16 protein-coding genes are annotated in these 17,782 nt (G+C 59.3%); 12 read left to right on the top strand and 4 right to left on the bottom strand.

The window, feature by feature from the left end; genetic code table 11:
* The first annotated feature begins 54 nt into the window (after positions 1-54).
* Complete coding sequence (locus tag CHN51_RS18040) at positions 55-387, top strand: hypothetical protein (RefSeq protein WP_100095257.1); 333 nt, start codon at positions 55-57, stop codon at positions 385-387.
* Positions 387-1,901 carry an FAD-binding protein gene (locus tag CHN51_RS18035; RefSeq protein WP_100095256.1) on the top strand — a complete coding sequence of 505 codons (1,515 nt, stop codon included), beginning with the start codon at positions 387-389 and terminating at the stop codon, positions 1,899-1,901. Before CHN51_RS18040 ends, CHN51_RS18035 begins: the two co-directional genes overlap by 1 nt.
* A gap of 28 nt (positions 1,902-1,929) precedes the next feature.
* On the opposite strand, the gene CHN51_RS18030 is transcribed toward CHN51_RS18035, so the two are convergent.
* Complete coding sequence (locus tag CHN51_RS18030; protein ID WP_100095255.1) at positions 1,930-2,826, bottom strand: metallophosphoesterase; 897 nt, start codon at positions 2,824-2,826, stop codon at positions 1,930-1,932.
* A 71-nt stretch (positions 2,827-2,897) separates the two neighbouring features.
* Between CHN51_RS18030 and CHN51_RS18025 the strand changes: the two genes are divergently transcribed.
* From CHN51_RS18025 to CHN51_RS18000, 6 genes are all read left to right on the top strand, one after another.
* Positions 2,898-3,782: a diacylglycerol kinase family protein gene (locus tag CHN51_RS18025; RefSeq protein ID WP_100095254.1), complete on the top strand. Its 885-nt coding sequence runs from the start codon at positions 2,898-2,900 to the stop codon at positions 3,780-3,782.
* Between the two features lie 64 nt (positions 3,783-3,846).
* Positions 3,847-4,128: a hypothetical protein gene (locus CHN51_RS18020; protein WP_100095253.1), complete on the top strand. Its 282-nt coding sequence runs from the start codon at positions 3,847-3,849 to the stop codon at positions 4,126-4,128.
* Between the two features lie 207 nt (positions 4,129-4,335).
* Positions 4,336-6,120, top strand: coding sequence for an aspartate--tRNA ligase (gene aspS / locus CHN51_RS18015; RefSeq protein WP_100095252.1), 1,785 nt, complete (start codon positions 4,336-4,338; stop codon positions 6,118-6,120).
* A gap of 102 nt (positions 6,121-6,222) precedes the next feature.
* Entirely contained in the window at positions 6,223-7,083 is an 861-nt protein-coding gene (locus tag CHN51_RS18010) for an alpha/beta hydrolase (protein WP_240616798.1), read from the top strand.
* A 57-nt stretch (positions 7,084-7,140) separates the two neighbouring features.
* Positions 7,141-8,073 (top strand): hypothetical protein, encoded by a 933-nt coding sequence (locus tag CHN51_RS18005; protein WP_123906360.1) that lies wholly within the window; start codon positions 7,141-7,143, stop codon positions 8,071-8,073.
* Between the two features lie 162 nt (positions 8,074-8,235).
* Positions 8,236-9,021 carry a polyphosphate kinase gene (locus tag CHN51_RS18000; protein WP_100095249.1) on the top strand — a complete coding sequence of 262 codons (786 nt, stop codon included), beginning with the start codon at positions 8,236-8,238 and terminating at the stop codon, positions 9,019-9,021.
* Between the two features lie 44 nt (positions 9,022-9,065).
* Here CHN51_RS18000 and CHN51_RS17995 read toward each other — a convergent pair whose 3' ends face one another.
* From CHN51_RS17995 to CHN51_RS17985, 3 genes are all read right to left on the bottom strand, one after another.
* Positions 9,066-9,671, bottom strand: coding sequence for a hypothetical protein (locus tag CHN51_RS17995; RefSeq protein WP_100095248.1), 606 nt, complete (start codon positions 9,669-9,671; stop codon positions 9,066-9,068).
* Positions 9,672-9,769: 98 nt separating this feature from the next.
* On the bottom strand, positions 9,770-11,221 hold the full coding sequence (locus CHN51_RS17990) for an alpha/beta fold hydrolase (RefSeq protein ID WP_100095247.1): 1,452 nt from the start codon (positions 11,219-11,221) through the stop codon (positions 9,770-9,772).
* Positions 11,222-11,270: 49 nt separating this feature from the next.
* Positions 11,271-13,262 carry a lytic transglycosylase domain-containing protein gene (locus tag CHN51_RS17985; protein WP_100095246.1) on the bottom strand — a complete coding sequence of 664 codons (1,992 nt, stop codon included), beginning with the start codon at positions 13,260-13,262 and terminating at the stop codon, positions 11,271-11,273.
* Between the two features lie 114 nt (positions 13,263-13,376).
* Between CHN51_RS17985 and dapA the strand changes: the two genes are divergently transcribed.
* The 4 genes from dapA to CHN51_RS17965 are packed head-to-tail and all read left to right on the top strand — an operon-like array spanning position 13,377 to position 17,772.
* Positions 13,377-14,252 carry a 4-hydroxy-tetrahydrodipicolinate synthase gene (gene dapA / locus CHN51_RS17980; RefSeq protein WP_100095245.1) on the top strand — a complete coding sequence of 292 codons (876 nt, stop codon included), beginning with the start codon at positions 13,377-13,379 and terminating at the stop codon, positions 14,250-14,252.
* Positions 14,252-14,734: an SsrA-binding protein SmpB gene (smpB, locus tag CHN51_RS17975; protein WP_100095244.1), complete on the top strand. Its 483-nt coding sequence runs from the start codon at positions 14,252-14,254 to the stop codon at positions 14,732-14,734. The genes dapA and smpB overlap by 1 nt, the downstream gene beginning before the upstream one ends.
* Positions 14,727-15,341, top strand: coding sequence for a DUF2062 domain-containing protein (locus CHN51_RS17970; protein ID WP_240616797.1), 615 nt, complete (start codon positions 14,727-14,729; stop codon positions 15,339-15,341). Before smpB ends, CHN51_RS17970 begins: the two co-directional genes overlap by 8 nt.
* A complete protein-coding gene (locus CHN51_RS17965; RefSeq protein WP_240616796.1) occupies positions 15,328-17,772 on the top strand; it encodes a response regulator in 2,445 nt (814 codons plus the stop codon). The genes CHN51_RS17970 and CHN51_RS17965 overlap by 14 nt, the downstream gene beginning before the upstream one ends.
* The last annotated feature ends 10 nt before the right edge of the window (positions 17,773-17,782 follow it).

Genomic DNA, 17,782 nt, shown 5'->3' with positions numbered 1-17,782 from the left:
GGCGGCTCATCCCGCAAACAATTCGTGGGTGCAGGATAAAATTTGGGGGAAATCATGACATTTTGGTCACTGGTTCTGATCGGTGCGCTGGCATTGCTATTGCTGGGGCAGATTATGGCGCTGTGGGGTGATGCCTGTCTGGCGGTTGCCGATCCGCGGCCGGTCGGCGGCAAAACAATCGAGATCACGATATTGGCCTGGGGCTTCGCGTCGCGGCGGGGACGATCCCTGCAAGTTGATGACTGCTATCAGCTTGGCATAAATGACATGCGGTTTTTCATGACCGGCAAGGCTGTTCTGGTCTGTCTGGTAACCTTCGGCTTTGTCCGGAAGGTGAGCATCGCCTATCGTTGCTATGCCGGTGACCATGACGTGGGAGAAGCCTGATGGCGCGGGTTGTTCATCTCGGCCAGCAAGTCTGGGCCAATTATCACGAAACCGCGGAATGCAATCTCAAGGACCGGATCGAACTGGCCAACGGCGACGAGAGAAATGGTCGGGCGCATCTGAAAGGTGTGGCAGAGACAGTATTGGCGCTGCTTCAGGAAGCGAAACAATATCAGATTCCCGTAAGGCCGATCGGGGCAGGCTGGTCGCCGTCGCCGATCAATGTGGTGGAGGATGGCTGGCTGGTCGAGACGTTGCGGCTCAACCGGACTTATAAATTGTCGGCCAAAGATCTGCATGAAGATTGCGAAGTTGCCGCGGAAGCACTGTTGCTGGTGCAGGCCGGCGCAACGGTTGACGAAGTTTACGAAAGTGCCGAAGAGATTGGCCGGTCCCTGCGCACCGGCGGGGCGAGCAATGGCCAGAGTTTTGCCGGTGCCTGTGCAACCGGAACCCACGGCAGCGTCTGGCAGGCGGGCGGTATTCAGGATCATGTCCGGGCTGTACAATTGGTGACGCCGGAACGGATATTGTGGATCGCGCCGGCAAAAGCGATGCTGTCGGATGCGTTCATCGCGCAGACCGGATCGGAGATCATCCGCGATGACCGGATCTTTGCCGCCGCCCAGTTGCACGTCGGGGCGATGGGCTTTGTCACCGCGATGCTGATCGAGACCGATCCGATCTATATGGTGCAGAATATCCAGAAGGCAGCGACGATAAAGCGCGAGCATATCGACTGGCTGTGCCGCGGCGAATTCAAGAAATTTTCCTGCGCGTTCGGCCTGAATGAAGACCCTTATTTTCAGCAGGTTATCCTCAATCCTTTCGACCCTTTCGACAAAAAATGCCTGTTGCGTTTTCTCTACAAGCGGCCCTTCGACGCCAGCATCCCGCCGCCGCCGCCGCGGGACATGGGGGCCGGCTATGACGCGCTGACCCTGCTCGGAAAGGCAATGGCGCAAAGCGACCTGTTCAAGGGCGCGATCATGCAATTTGCGATGGAACAGGGCTATCCCGACAATCGCGATGTCGACGATCCGCCGGCCATCGCCACCTGGGGGCATACCACCGAAGAACATTCACCGATTGCTAGTCTGTTCAACGGATCAGTGACACTTGATCGTAAAAAGCTGAGTGAAGTTTTTGATTTGATTATAAATAGTTTCAGGCGCGGTGGCGGCGGTACGGTTGTCACCCTGCGTTTCGTCAAGCAGGCAGAAGGTCTGCTCGCACCCGCGCACTGGCCGGACAATGTGGTTATCGACTTTGACGGGCCCAATGTCGAATCCAGCCATAAAGGTTACAAGAAAGTGATTGAGGCGCTCGACGATGCCGGGATTCCCTTCACACGCCATTGGGGAAAAACCAACAATCTCGACGAGCGGCGGGTGAAGCAGGACTATGGGCAGAATTTTGCCGACTGGAAATGGGCACAGGCGCAAGTGATGCCGGAGCCCGCCGACCGGCAGGTGTTTGCGAATGATGAACTGGTCAAATTGGGGCTGATCTAGGCTTTAGCATCCGTCACCGTTCCGATCTTCAGCGACCGACTGCGGCCGATGGCGTTTTTGCGCCACGGAAATCACCCGTAGCCGGTTCGTGAGTGGACAATTCTTCCGAATGCCATTGATTTCCGTCCAGCGAAAACCCGACGTGGCTTGCACGCTGGAATCCTTCGCCATTCCAGACGATCACCTGCAATTCCATCCGGTTGTCTGGTTCGACGTGCAGCCAGTTGAAGCTTTGCGGCTCCTGATTGCGCAGACGGGTCGACGTCGCCGTACCCGCCTGGATCACCAGGGTGGGGCCGGCTTCAGCGACCATTTTGCTGGCGGCTTCGGCATAGGTGCGGTGGAAGTGGCCCGCCAGCGTCAGATGAATGCCGGCGTCGGCTATCGCCTGAAGGGCATCTTCCTGTCGTCCCACGGCTTCGCTAAGCTCGTTGCCTTGGCCAATGGGCAGTTCAAACAATGGATGGTGGGTAACCAGAATTCGCGTTTTATGAGGTGCAACGCCTTTGAATCGTCGGCGAATGAGCTGCATCTGGTCGTGGTTGATCCGGCCATCCTTGATCGTGAGGGATCGGGCGGTATTGATTCCCAAGATGGCGGCTTCATCCGTTTCCACCCAGGGACACAGGTCCTGAGCAATATGACGTTTGTACCGTCTTAGCGGCGAAGCGAAGCGCCGGAAAACATCATATAGGGGAATGTCATGATTGCCGGGGACGACCAGCAATTTGTGCCCGTTTTCCCGCAGTGCCCGGAGATATTCGGCGGCATCGTGAAATTGACCCTCGCGCGCGCGCTGGGTCAGGTCACCGCTGATGATGACAAGATCAGGCTGTTTCTCTTTCAGCCAGTCGATCGTTGCTGCAACGATGGTGGGGTCATTTGCGCCAAAGTGAATGTCAGATAGATGTGCGATCCGTGCCATGCAGGTCTAACGGTTGAAACATAAAGTGGTTTCATCGTGCATCCAAACATCCGCCGCGGCGTATTCTCTCCATGAAAAACAATTCTCTCCCGCGGGACGCCATCCTCGTTGTCAACGCCGGATCCCGGAAGGGAGAAGACCAGTTCGACGAGGCGAAAGCAAAGCTCGCTGAAGCCGGCATTAATCTACTCGACGCAAAGGCTGTCGAGAATCCTGACAATATTCAGGAAATTGTCCGCCGAGCGATTCAGAACGCCCCGATGGTTATCGTCGGCGGCGGGGATGGTTCGCTTTCCGGCGTGGTGGACGAATTTGTCGGTACCGGTTGCGTCTTCGCCATATTGCCGCTGGGGACCGCCAATAGTTCAGCGCGAACGCTGGGCTTGCCGCTCGATCTGGAGGGGGCCATTGATGTCATCGCGCACGGGCATCGCAAGCCGATTGACCTTGGCATGATCGATGATGACTATTTTGTAAACGCTGCGTCCCTGGGCCTTTCCCCGATCATCGGGGAAACGGTACCGCACGATTTGAAGCGCTATCTGGGTCGTTTCGGCTATCTGTTCTGGGCCCTGAAATGCCTCATCGGCTTCCGGCCGTTCAGGCTGATGATCGATGATGGCGCAGAAAAGCATGCATTATGGTCAACCGAAGTGCGGATTTTGAACGGACCCTATCATGGCGGTCTGGAATTGTCCGACGATGCGGAAATCGACAGCGGGCAGATCGTGATCCAGGCCGTGGTCGGAAAGAGTAAAATCCAGCTCATGTGGGACTGGTTTGCTAAAGCGCTCAAGCTGAGAGACCGGAACGCCAACACGCGCGAATTTTCCGGAACATCCTTTCATCTGGAGACCATACCGAAGCTGAAGATTTCGATCGATGGCGAAGTACTGGCAACCACGCCAGTCCAGGTCCGCGTTGCGAAGGATGCCATAGAGGTCGCTTGTCCATAAGGGCGGAACTATCCTGCGATGGCCGCGTAATTCTATTATGACACAACATAATGGAGAGTCCCCCATGGCGAAGATTGACAAGAAGAAAGCCGGACATTCGCACGAATATGAGCGACTGAACCCCGGGGCAGCGCCCGGTACTCCGCATCGACCGGACAGTTCCTACGGCATGGATAAGGGCAAGGCCGGCGGTACATACGGAGACGCCGACAATGTACCGGAAAACAAGGACGATAATGCGACTCCCGGCGGCCAGGCCCCGGAAAAGGTGAGCGACCGTCCCAATGTTTCCACGGTTCGGCCCGAAGACTATCCGCTAAAAGATCGTAAGGACAGCCAGGCTTGAGCGTTTAGCAAAGCTATCGTGGGCCGCTGACACCTTGCGCCTGTTGCAGAGCTTTCGGCGGCGACAGCCTTATCCCTCGCAAAACACCGCATCAGGCGCGGCGCACAGCCTGTTCGGGCAATCTCAAGCCTTGACAAATGGCCCGCAGACCTGTGTTACGCGTGCAATCTTTCCATCTGGGAAAGCACCCAATTCCAAAGGTCTATCATGCACGCATATCGCACCCACAATTGTTCCGCGCTCCGCTCTTCGCACGTCGGCGAGGAAGTCCGCCTGTCCGGCTGGATTCACCGCAAACGCGATCATGGCAATCTGCTGTTCGTCGATCTGCGCGATCATTTCGGTCTGACCCAGATCGTCAGCGAGACCGGCAGCGAGGCGTTCAAGACGCTCGACGGCGCGCGGGTGGAATCGGTCGTCACGGTAACCGGCAAGGTTGTCGCCCGCGACGCCGAAACGGTGAACAAGAATCTGCCAACGGGCGATGTGGAACTGGTCGCCGACACGGTGAGCATGCAGGGCCCGGCCGACGAATTGCCGATGCCGGTCTTTGGCGAGCAGGAATATCCCGAGGATATCCGCCTGCGCTACCGCTTCCTCGACCTGCGGCGCGAAAGCGTTCACGCTAATATGATGCTGCGCTCGAAGGTGATCGCCAGTCTGCGCAACCGGATGACCGAACAGGGCTTTACCGAATTCCAGACCCCGATCCTGACCGCTTCGTCCCCGGAAGGCGCGCGCGACTATCTCGTGCCGAGCCGCGTCCATCCCGGCAAATTCTACGCGCTGCCGCAGGCGCCGCAGATGTTCAAGCAAATGCTGATGGTCGCCGGTTTCGACCGCTATTTCCAGATCGCGCCCTGTTTCCGCGACGAAGACGCCCGCGCCGACCGTTCGCCGGGCGAGTTTTACCAGCTCGATTTCGAGATGAGCTTTGTCACCCAGGAAGATGTGTTCCAGACGCTGGAACCGGTTCTTGCCGGTGTGTTCGAGGAATTTGCCAATGGCCGTTCGGTCACCCCGGCTGGCGAATTTCCGCGCATTCCCTACAAGGAATCGATGCTGAAATATGGCAATGACAAGCCGGATTTGCGCAACCCGATCATCATTCAGGACGTCAGCGAGCATTTCAAGGGCTCGGGCTTCGGTCTGTTCGACAAGATCACCTCGACCGGCGGCACCGTGCGTGCCTTTGTCGCTCCGGAAGCGGGCAAGAACAGCCGTAAATTCTTTGACGCGATGAATGACTGGGCTCGCGCAGAAGGTTTCGCCGGCCTTGGCTATATCAACATGAAGGAAGGCGCGGCCGGCGGGCCGATTGCCAAGAATCATGGCGAGGAAGGCACGGCCAAGCTGCTCGCCGATCTCGGCTGTGGCCCTGACGACGGCGTGTTCTTTGCCGCCGGCAAGGAAGCCGATGCGGCGAAGCTAGCCGGTCTGGCACGGACAAGAGCAGCGGAACAGCTCGACCTGATCGACAAGAATGCGTTCAAATTCTGCTGGATCGTCGACTATCCGATGTTCGAATATGATGACGAACTGAAGAAGCTGGATTTCTCGCACAATCCTTTCTCGATGCCGCAAGGCGAGCTGGAAGCGCTGGAAAATCAGGACCCGCTCGATATTCTTGCCTGGCAATATGATATTGTCTGCAACGGCATCGAACTCTCCTCCGGCGCAATCCGGAACCACCGGCCCGATATCATGTACAAGGCCTTCGAGATTGCCGGTTACACCAAGGATCAGGTCGACACCGAATTTTCCGGCATGATCAACGCGCTGAAATATGGCGCGCCGCCGCATGGTGGCTCGGCTCCGGGCGTTGACCGGATCGTGATGATGTTGGCGAACGAGCCGAATATCCGCGAAGTCGTTCTCTTCCCGATGAACCAGAAAGCCGAAGACCTGATGATGAGCGCGCCGAGCGGCGTGTCGCAGAAACAGTTGCGGGAATTGCATATTCGGGTGGTCGAGCCGCCAAAGGAAGGCTAGCCTCAACATTATAGGCAGTTCCGTTCGTGTCGAGCGTAGTCGAGACACGTCGGGAAGCAGGACATGTCTTGTGCCTATGCCGGAGACGAACGGAGTTATGAATTGACCAGTATCATCCCCGAACAACATCATTTCGCGTCTTCCCACGGCGATATCTGCTATTTCGAATGGGGCAAGCCGGGCGACGGTCCATCCGTCCTCCTGCTTCACGCAACAGGTTTCCACGCGCGCTGCTGGGACCAGGTCGTCGCTGCCTTCCCGGACGGCACCCATGTCATTGCGGTTGACCAGCTGGGTCACGGACGCAGCGCCGCGCCGATCATCACCGACTGGGACGATGTTGCGGGCGCAACCGCCGAACTGGTGCAATCGCTCGGCATTCGCTTTGCGGTGGGAGCAGGCCACAGCATGGGGGGCCATTGCCTGGTGCAGGTCGCGGCCAGCCATCCCGAGCTGGTGGAGCGCCTGGTTCTGGTCGATCCGGTGATCATGGAACGGGCGGTCTATCAAAACCCGCCCGATTATAGCGCGACCAACGAAATGGTCGCCAGACGCCGCAACAGCTGGACCGGACCGGAGGAAATGTTCGAGCGGTTCAAGGACCGGCATCCCTATAAATTGTGGGACCCGGCGGTCCTGCGCGATTATTGCGCCCATGGCTTGCTGCCGGACGGGCAGGGCGGCTATCGGCTGGCCTGTCCGCCGCAGACCGAGGCGTCGGTCTATGCGACCAGCGCTACGGTTGATCCGTGGCCACTGATCGACGCTATTACCCAGCCGGTGACGGTTCTGCGCGCGCCGCAGCTCGAACAAAATGGCGCTTTTGATTTCGCCACGTCACCAACTCCACCCGGACTTGCGGACGGTTTCGCCAATGGCACCGACGTCTATCTGCCCGATCTTACGCATTTCATGCCGATGCAGGACCCGAAACGGATTGCGGAACTGATCATCAGCGGCTAATGTTTCGTTCATCTTCACATCGATAATTGTGAACGACTGGTTTCGGGGGGGATGGACATGAACAGATTAGTGACCGCAGCAATCACGGCCTCATTGGCCCTTTCAGGTGCAGCGCAGGCAGAGGTTCTCACCATCGAGGGGATGGCGCCGGCGCATTCGCCCGAATTTGCAGAAATCGGATCCCTGTCCATCGAGCGTTTTGGCGGCAGCGATGGCCGGGCGCTGGCTTTTGAACTGGAGGACCGGCTCTCTGCGGTCAATATTCATGACGAACCCTATTTCGTGGTGATTGGCGGGCGCTCTGCGGTGCAACCGGATGCGACGCTTTCCGGCAATGTGACGGCCGGCGTCGAAGAATATGAGACAACCGCGAAACGGCGGCGCTGCGTCGAACGGAACGACAAAGGCAAATGCGTCACGCACAAGAATATCAAGGTCGACTGCCTCACCCGGATCATCGATTATCGCGCGCAGGTCAGGGCGACACGCTATAGCGACGGGCGCAGTCTCTACGCCGAAAGCTTCCCGGACAAGCAAGAGCAGACAATCTGCTTTGGCGATGACGAGGATTTTGCCAGCAGCGAATCGGTGATCCGCAACATGGTCTCGCAGACCGCCGGCGCCGTCCGCAATGATCTGGCCCCGCGAGAATATCGTCAGGATATCCGGATATTGGAAAGTCGCAAGGGCATGAGCAAGGTCGAAGGAAATTTCTTCAAGGCGGCGATCAGGATGACCAAGAGCGATCCGGTGGAAGCCTGCCGGATGTGGGACGAAGCGGCTGGAAACGGTCAGGTTCATATCTCGCTGACGTTCAATCGCGGCCTCTGCGCGGAACAGCGCGGCGACCTCGAAACCGCGCTGATGCTGTATGAAGAGGCGGACAGGCTCGCGCCCGGTAAGTCGGAGGTCACACAATCCTTGCGGCGCGTCAGCGATCACCGGCGCGCCTCGGAAGAATGGGAATTGCGTCGCTCTGCAACATCGTGAAATTCCCGCGAAGGTGACGGGTTTGCACGCCTGTCGTCCGGACGTGGCGGATATGGATTGACCTGTCGGTGCCGAGCTTGTCAAAGGCTCGCGATATGCGATAGATGCTGTTGAGCGGTGCTCGCCCTCGGGGTTGGCAAGCTGAGCGCGAACGGAGTGAGAATGACCATAGACCTGTCCGACTATGAATCCGCCGAAAAATTTGATGGTGACTATGGCGAGGCGTTGAAAGCGCTGCAGGACCGGCTGGCGCATATCCATTTCAAACATATCATTCACGGCAGCCGTTCGATCCTGGTGTTCGAGGGATGGGACGCGGCGGGAAAGGGCGGCACGATCCGCCGGATGACCGGCGAATGGGACCCGCGCTATTATGATGTCTGGCCGATCGGCGCACCGAGCAAGGAAGAAAAAGACCGCCATTTCCTCTGGCGCTTCTGGCAGAAACTGCCGGGCAGCCGCGAAATAGGCGTTTTCGATCGCAGCTGGTATGGCCGGGTGCTGGTCGAGCGTGTGGAGGGCTTTTGTGATCCGGCCGACTGGAAGCGCGGCTATGACGAGATCAACGAATTTGAAGCACAGCAGATCGACGGCGGCACCAATTTGGTGAAGCTGTTCTTCCACACGACGCAGGAAGAACAGGACGCGCGTCTGACCAAAAGGCTCGATACGCCGCACAAGCGCTGGAAGATTACCGCCGAGGATTTTCGCAACCGGGCAAAGCGCGATGAATATCTCGAGGCCATGCACGACATGTTCCAATATACCGACACCCGCTGGGCGCCGTGGAAGGTGATCGCCGGAAACAACAAGAAATCCGCCCGCATCGCCGCCATGACCCATGTCGCCGACACGCTGGAAGCGGCCCTGCCGGCCCATCTGCCGGACGCGGATCCGGAGCTGGTGAAACTGGCGCACGAGGCGTTCGGCTATGAGGCGAAGGACTAGCACTTGTAGCGCTGGTGTTTCGTCCGCTCAGTTGCCGGCCTGTCTCATCTCGCCATGCGTGTGTGTAACCAGATTGTGCAGGCTGCAAAAAATGTAGCAACGGCGCCGCTCGCACCCGAAAACGGTACGGCACCGAGCCCCAGATATACCGCGGCAATATTCAGGATCATGGCAATCACGCCGGCGATCATGCTGATCAGGCCGATCGCCCGGACTTTGGTCTTGTCGCTGCGAAACAGGGATAGTCCGAAGAGCAAGGCAGCCAGTCCGATTATCGCCTTTGCCAGATTGTAGAACATAAACGAACCGGCGAGCAGGGTGCCCATAAGCGGCGCGAACTCGGGCCCGGCTTTGGCGGCCGGCAGAAACATCGACAGGCCGATGCCGGACTGGACGATATTGATCGCCCCTGCCACGACCAGAGCGGCCCAGCCCCATAGCATCGCCGGGGAACGAACCAGGGCGACGAGCGAAGCGATCGTGATGCCGGTGAACAGCAGAATTTCGGCGGTCCAGAGGGTCGACCGCAACGGCCAGCCCTCGACAATCCCGACGCCGCCAAGGGTCGCGATATAGAATATTTGCGTCGCCACCGTGAGCAGAAGCATGATGGATAAATATGTGGCGATGCTGCGGGACGTCTCTGGCATGAATGCTCCGGAATAACTGATGTATGGGAGCCTATTCAGGCGGACGGGCGATTAGGTTACAGCCGCAGGCGGATTTATTGGCTCGCTGTCGGCCTTTTTTATCGGAACGTTATCGCGACATTCTCCGGGGAACAGGTCTGTGAACTGACCGCGGTCGGGTCATTGGCAAAGCGCGAAAGGGGCTTGGCCAGGCAATCCTGGCTGGTGATATAGGCCGCGTGCGGGGCGTCGGTGAGGCTCAGCACCCCGACCGGGCCACGGGTACTTAGGCTGGCTGCGCGATTGATCGCTGCATCATAGGGTGTTTTCGCGTCCAATGTGCCTTGCAAGATCAATATCGGCGGCAGGGTCGCGCGTGCGGCCAGCGCCGGCGGCGCTTCGTAAAGCGGGAACTGGTTGCTCACCAGCAGGCCGGGGAGCGGGCTGGTGAAGCCCAATTCCGCTTTTTCCGATGCCAGTCTCTCGGCGGTCAGATCAGGGCGGCTGTTATATTCGGAACCGGTGATGATGGCCGACAGGGGGATCGACGATGTCGCCTGCGCGTAACGGGTGATCTCGCTCCAGTGGGCTTCGGCGCTCTGGATGACTTGCTCGATCAGGGGACCGGCTGCGGGATCCCTGTTCGAAAGCGCGGCGATGATATCGGGAATCCGGTTGCGGGCCTCCGGCACGTCCAGAAGCAGTCCCATGAACTGGCGCAGATCACCATTGGGAACGCGATCCATGCCCGGAATTTCCGCGCCCGCGTCGAGATGCTTGAGCAGGGCGCGGTAGGTTGTGACGGCTTCAGGGCCGAGACTGCAATCGCTATCTGTCGCGCAGCGGTCGAGCAAGGCCATGCCGACGCGGTCGGTGGTCTGCGATCGATAGGAGAGGCCATTTGAATGATCGGACGGGGCCGGTGTCAGCGAGTCGAGAATGATACCGTCGATATCGGTGGAAGCTAACCTGGCATATTCGAGCACCAGCGACGTGCCGTAGGAGACACCGTAAATCAGCCTTTTGTCTTTCGAGCCCAATGTCGAGACAAGTGTGTCGAGATCAAGCGCGGCGTTTCTCCGGCTGAAGCGGCCGGCTCTCCCGGGAGCTGCATATAGCTGCTCGAAACAGCTTCCCCATTCCGCGCCGGCGAGCGCCAGCCCGTCCGGGCTATCCAGCGTTTCCTCCGGCATACACAATTTCGTCGAGTAGCCGGTGCCGCGATGGTCGGGCACCATGACATCATAACCGGCGAACGTCTGTCTGAAGAAATTGATGTCGGCGTAGAAACTGGCACCGGATTCTCCAGGGCCTCCGGCGATCAGCCATATCTCGCCTTGGTGGTCGCCGCGCGCCGGGAATTTGCGCACGAACAGATTGACGGGCTCGTCCTGCAACGCGCCGTGGTCGACTGTAATCTCGGTACAGAGGCTGTCGGACAGATTCGCGTGCATATTCCGGTCATCGCAGGCGGTGAACCCGGATTGTGCGGCCCGTTCATGGGGAGTGGCGCAGGCATTCAGGGCGACGGCCGCCAATATCGCGGTCAGGAACGTGGGTAGATATTTCACAGGCAGCTTCCACCTGGAAGAGGGGACATCGACCGGGCCGGACCGATGCTCATCCCTTGTAATTTTTCCCGATATAGCGGGTTAGTGGCGTATCGCTGCGGATGGTCGGGCCGTTCGGGTTTTTCGTGTCATAGACCACTACATTTTCCAGCACGCGCTTGACGTAATTGCGGGTCTCGGAAATCGGGATATCCTCGATCCACTGGATCCAGTCGATCCCGCCCATCCGCGGGTCGCCATTGCGTCGCAGCCATTTGTTCACATTGCCGGGACCGGCGTTATAGGCGGCGACGGCGAGCGGGTAGCTGCCGCCATAATAGTCCATCATCCGCTGGATATAGCCGCTGCCCAGACGGATATTATATTGCGGGTCCTCGGTCAGCGAGGAGAGATTGTAAGAGAGGTTCGCCTTGCCGGACTGTTCGCGGGCGGTGCCGGGCATCAACTGCATCAGGCCGCGCGCGCCGGCGTGGCTGATCGCGCCCTCGGCAAACTGGCTTTCCTGCCGGGTAATCGCGTGAATCAGCGTCCAGGTGCTTTCATGGCCAAAGGGCACAGGCATCGTGGGGAAGGATGTCTCGTCGATCGCTCCGACACCGGCGCTCAGCGCGCTGATGCCCTTGATCACGCCGAGATCACGGGCTCCGATACGGGTCGAGAGATCGCTGAGCAGCAGATAGTCCTTGGCTGTCTTGGCATTATAGGCGAGCGCCCGGTGAAACCGGATCTGCTCTTTCCACGGACCGGTGCGGATCGAAGCCTTGGTCGCGATAACCAGCGGCTCGCTGTCATAGGCCTTGCGGTCTTCCTCGGTTATTTCGATCGCCGGCTTGCGGTTAAACTCCGGCAGCGGACGCCCGAGCCGTTCCAGCGACAATTGACCGTAGAAATAGTCCGGAAAAGCAGCTGCTTTCTCGAAATAGGCATTGGCCTGCTCGGTCTGGCCGGCTTCGGCAGCAGCGCGCCCGGCCCAGTAATAGCCCTTGGACGTAATATTGGGCGAGTCATAGGATTGCGCGTACAGATCAAACATCGGCACCGCCATGGCGGGCTGGCGCAGACCGTTCAGCGCCGCTGTGCCAGCAATCCAGGCAAGATCGGAATATTTGTCCCGCACACGCGAATTCTGGTCGGCGATCCGCGTCGGCACGGCATAGGCATCCTCGATTTTCGAGGCGATATTATAGGCCGTCGACCATTGCCGGTCATTGGCAGCGGCTTCCGCATTTATCAGTATTGCCTCGAACCAGGTTTCCGGCGAGGCGGGTTTGACGCGCAGCGGCGGACGGGTGGCGAGCAGCTGACGCGCCGCCGCGCTTTGTCCCTGATTGCGCAAATAGCGGGCGCGATCGGCCAGATAGCCGGCATCATCGCGGGCGATACCGCCAACCGCGCTGGCCTGGTCATTGGCGTCGAAGGATTCGGTGAGCTGGGCGAGCCTCGCCTGGAACACCGGGCGGCGCGCAGGCGACGTAAAGCCAATTTGCCGCGCCGCATCGCGCGTTGCCCTGGCCCATAATAGCGCGTCCATACGCGCGTCATGATCCTCGATGCTGAAGGCCGAGCTGAAACGCGAGATCAGTGCTGCCTCGTCCTCGTCGGTCAGGGTGCCGCCGCGCCAAGCCGTTCTGGCCCATTTTTCCGCGAGCTCCCGCTGCCCGGTCGCCTGCAGGGCAATCGCAAATTTGGCGGCGCCGGCATTGGTTGTCGGCTCGAATCGGCTGAAGAAAGCGAGCACGCGGGCAGGGGAGAAGCTGTTGATATTGATCGCCTGTTCGGCGTTACGCTGCATTCTCGTGTCTTCGGGCCAACCCGGGAAAGTTACCAGAAAGCCGGCATAGTCCTCGAAGGAATAATTGTCGGATTGAGTCAGCACACGCCAGCGTTGCAGGCCGAGAACGGCATTGCCGCCGGTCGGATCGGACAGGCCCGCACTTTCATTTTGCCAGCCCATCTGTTCGCCGATATTATCGGCTGCCATGCAGGTGGCGGGGCTGAAAAGCAGTGCCGCTATAACAAATCTTGATACCATGCTGGACATTTTACGGTTAGGCTCCTTATCAGGCGCTGAACGGCGAACTATATCACCGTTAATATTGAAAATGACTTGGTGGCGGCTTTGCCAATTTCCAAGGCAAACATAAAGGATTATTAGATGTTCTCGGGCTCAATACCGGCTCTGGCGACTCCCTTTCGCGACGGATCGTTTGCCGAAGACCAGTTTCGCGCTCTGGTAGACTGGCAGATCGACCAGGGCAGCAGCGCCCTGGTGCCCTGCGGGACAACCGGGGAAGCTTCCACATTGTCCAATGCGGAGCATCACCGGGTCATAGAAATATGCATCGAGCAGGCAGCGGGCCGGGTGCCGGTAATCGCCGGTTGCGGGTCCAATGACACGACCAATGCCTTGCTGCACCTCAATTTTTCGAAGAAATGCGGCGCAGCCGCCGGTCTCGTCGTCGCTCCTTACTATAACCGGCCCAACCAGGAGGGCATCACCGCGCATTTTACCACGCTGACGCAGAAGACCAATCTCCCGCTGGTGCTCTACAATGTGCCGGCACGAACGGTGACGGATATCATGCCCGACACGGTTGCGGCCCTGTCAAAGCTGCCCAGCGTCGTGGCGATCAAGGATGCCAGCGGCGACCTCGACCGGGTCACCGCGCACCGGCTGAACTGTGCCGAAGATTTCGTGATGCTCTCCGGCGTCGATGAACTGTCGCTCGCGTTCAATGCTGCTGGCGGTGTCGGCTGCATTTCGGTGACTGCCAATGTTGCACCGAAATTGTGCGCCGAGTTCCAGGCTGCCTGTGCCGCCGGCGACTATGCCAAGGCGCGCGAGCTCAATGATGTGCTCTATCCGCTGCACAAGTCGCTCTTCTCGGACGCGTCGCCCGGCCCGATCAAATATGCGATGTCGCGGGTGCTCGAGAATTTCTCGACCGACCTGCGCCTGCCGATGACGCCGCCGTCCGAGGCCAGCCGCAAGGCAGTGGATGCTGCTCTGGAAGGGGCAGGGCTCATCTGATGGCAAAACCGCGGCCAGAAGAATTTGACAAGCAGAAGGTCGTCGCCGAAAACCGGCGCGCGCGCTATGACTATTTTCTGGACGACAAGTTCGAGGCCGGGATCATGCTCACCGGCACGGAAGTGAAATCGCTGCGCTTCGGTTCCGGTTCGATTGCCGAAAGCTATGCCGAGGTGAAGGATGATGAAGTCTGGCTGGTCAACGCCAATATTCCGGAATGGAGTCATGGCAACCGGCACAACCACACTCCGACGCGCCCGCGCAAACTGCTGCTGAGCCGACGCCAGATCAACAAGCTGCACGGAGCGGTGATGCGCAAGGGCATGACGATTGTGCCACTGTCCATCTATTTCAACAGCAAGGGACGGGCGAAGCTGGAACTGGCTCTGGCGCGGGGCAAGAAAGCGCCCGACAAGCGACAGACCGAAAAGGATCGTGACTGGAAAAGGCAGCAGGGCCGGCTGATGCGCGAACATGGCTGATCCCAAGCCCAATATTCATGACAAGGATTTTGCGGCGCGTTCGATCATGCTCGTGGTCCACTGGTTGAAGAAGAAAATGCCGACTCGCGCCGGGATGGAGCGGAACAAATATCTCAAACCGATTGCCCATCGCTTTCTGCGTTCGGAATTGTGGCGCTTTACCCGTCGTTCGGTACCCCGCGGCGTTGCCCTAGGGATGCTGGCCGCCTTTCTGGTGCCGGTGGGCCAGATATTTGCGGCGGTCTTTCTGGCGCTTCCGGTGCGGGCCAATGTTCCGATCGCGGCGATCACGACGTTCATTACCAACCCGCTGACCTATCCGTTCTGGATTGCTGCGGCCAACCAGACCGGAAAATTTGCCCTGCAGATCGATGCGATGACATCGAGCCAGCCGATCAACACGCATATCCAGAGTGAATTCGGCCAGTGGCTGAGCTGGCTGGGGCGCGAAGCGGGGGTGACCGCGTTCGGATTTCTGATTTTCGCGATCGTTTTTGCGGCGGTCGGCTATCTGGTCAGTTCATTTGGCTGGCGCTGGTGGATTGGCCGGAAACGGAAAGGGCGGTTGATCAAAATCATGGCTAACAGGGCAGATGATGGCGAGTAAGCCGCAGCACAAGACCGGGCTGCTGAATCCCAGCACGCGCAAGGCGCAGAGCGATGTAAGGACACGGGCTCTGGTTCTGGCTATAGCGGTGCTCGCTTCGGCGGGGCTGCTCTTTTGGCAGGTGCAGAATATCACGCTGCTTATCGCCTTTCTCGCGCTGGTGCTCAGCCTCGCGGGTGTCGCGTTTTTCCTGCGTCCGCAGAATATCGCCGCCGATCAGGACCAGGCGGATCCCGAAGACTGGGCGGTTACCCGCATGGTGGCCGATCAGTCCGCCATCGGCCTGGCGATTACTGACCGGGCCGGGCGGCTGGTCTGTGCCAACGAGCTTTTTACCAAATGGTTCAACGGCGCGGCTGTTCCACCTGAACTGCCCTTGCAGGCGGGAGGTGCCGAACTGCTTGCTACCGCGGGGCGAACCGCCTGGCGCGACGGTCGCGGCTATGCCGAAGGGCTGAAGCGCGGCGTCGCCGAATATAACGCAAAAGTCGTTCGTGCCGGACAGGGCGACGAATATTTGCTCTGGCAGATGATACCGCAAATCCAGGAGGATCTGCTCGACGAGATGGTCAGTCTGGTCAGTGGCGGCGGGGGCAGGGCCTTCTCGGAAGTCGGCATATTGGCCAGCGTGATCGGTGGCGAGGGACGGATCCGGGCGTCCAATCAGGCCTTTGCCCTGCGCGCCACCGGCCGGGTCGATGCCAATATCACCGGACGCAATTTCATCAATTTCCTGCGGTCTGATGACAAGGGCACGATCTTTTTCGAGCGCGAGGGGCGGCATGGGACGCCGGTGCGTCTTTTCCACGTTCCACTGGACCGGGAAAAGGAAAAGGGGCCGGCGCTGATCCTGCTGATCGACGATGACGGCGGGATGGTCGAGCGCGGCAAGGCGCTGGAACAGGTGGAATCGATGCTGTCGCTGCTGCCGCTGGGGCTCGCCCTGACGGATCGCGACGGCCGCTTCCTGTTTCTCAACGAGGCTTTCGCGAAAACCGCCGGCATTGGCGAAAAGGAAAAACCGCTCTATCCCGGCGACCTGATGATCCGCGATGACAAGTCGGCGGTTTCCGATGCCGTGCGTCGCTATGCGAGCGGCCCGCCGCTGGCCGGCGATCTGGCGGTGCGGCTGCGCAATGGCGGCGAGGAACCCGTGGCGCTGGGTATTGCCGGTGTGCGCGGACTGGGCGAGGCGGCGGTGCTGCTCTCGATCCGCGACAATAGCGAGGAATCGAAGCTGAAGAGTCAGGTGGCGCAGGCGACCAAGATGCAGGCGGTCGGCCAGCTTGCCGGTGGCGTCGCTCATGATTTCAACAATATCCTGACCGCCATCATCGGCCATTGCGACCTGATGCTGCTCCGTCACGCGCCGGGCGACAGTGACTATGACGATATCCAGCAAGTCAAGAATAACAGCAACCGGGCAGCCGGCCTGACCCGGCAGCTGCTCGCTTTTTCGCGGCAGCAGACGCTACGGCCGCAAGTGTTGCAATTGCCCGACGTGGTTGCCGATGTCTCCAATCTGCTCAAGCGTCTGCTCGACGAGACGATCGAACTGGAAGTGCGCCATGGCCGTAATCTGGGACTGGTCCGTGCGGATCCGGGACAGCTCGAACAAGTGATTATCAATCTCGGCGTCAACGCCCGTGACGCCATGCCCAACGGCGGCAAGATTTCGATCTCGACCCAGGCAGTGGTGGCATCCGATGTGCGGGCGCTGAAGAGCGATATCCTGCCGGTCGGTGACTATACGGCGCTGATCTTCTCCGATACCGGAAACGGCATCCCGCCTCATGTGATCGGCAAGATTTTCGAACCGTTTTTCACGACCAAGGCGGTCGGCAAGGGGACGGGGCTCGGACTTTCCACGGTGTACGGAATCATCAAGCAGTCCGGCGGCTATATTTTTGCCGATTCCAAGCCCGGAGACGGCACCACCTTCTCGATCTATTTTCCGGTGCATCAGCCCACCAAGGACGATCTGGACCGGGCGACGCTCAACTCGCTGCCGGTCAAGGCCACGGCGAAAAAGGAATTGTGGGGCAGCGCCCATATCTTGCTGGTCGAGGACGAGGATATGGTGCGCGCGGTCGCCGAGCGGGCCCTTACCCGTCAGGGCTATACGGTGGTTACTGCCAGCGAGGGCGAGGAAGCTTTGGGCCTGCTCGCGACGCAGGCGGACAAGGAACTGCCGTTCGACCTGATCGTCTCCGACGTGGTGATGCCGAACATGGACGGGCCGACCATGGCTAAACATGTGCGCAAAAACTATCCGGACCTGCCGATCCTCTTCATGTCGGGCTATGCCGAGGAGCAATTGCGCAAGTCCATCGATCTCGACAAGGTGAATTTTCTGCCCAAGCCATTTTCGGTGGCGCAAATTGCGGAAGCGGTCGGGGAGACTTTGGCCGAACATGCCAAGGAAGACTAGAAAGCGGAAG

The organism is Sphingorhabdus sp. YGSMI21 (assembly GCF_002776575.1).
Taxonomy (GTDB): Bacteria; Pseudomonadota; Alphaproteobacteria; order Sphingomonadales; family Sphingomonadaceae; genus Parasphingorhabdus.
Note: the sequence above shows the minus strand (reverse complement) of the source record. Positions and strands in the feature narration are given on the sequence as shown.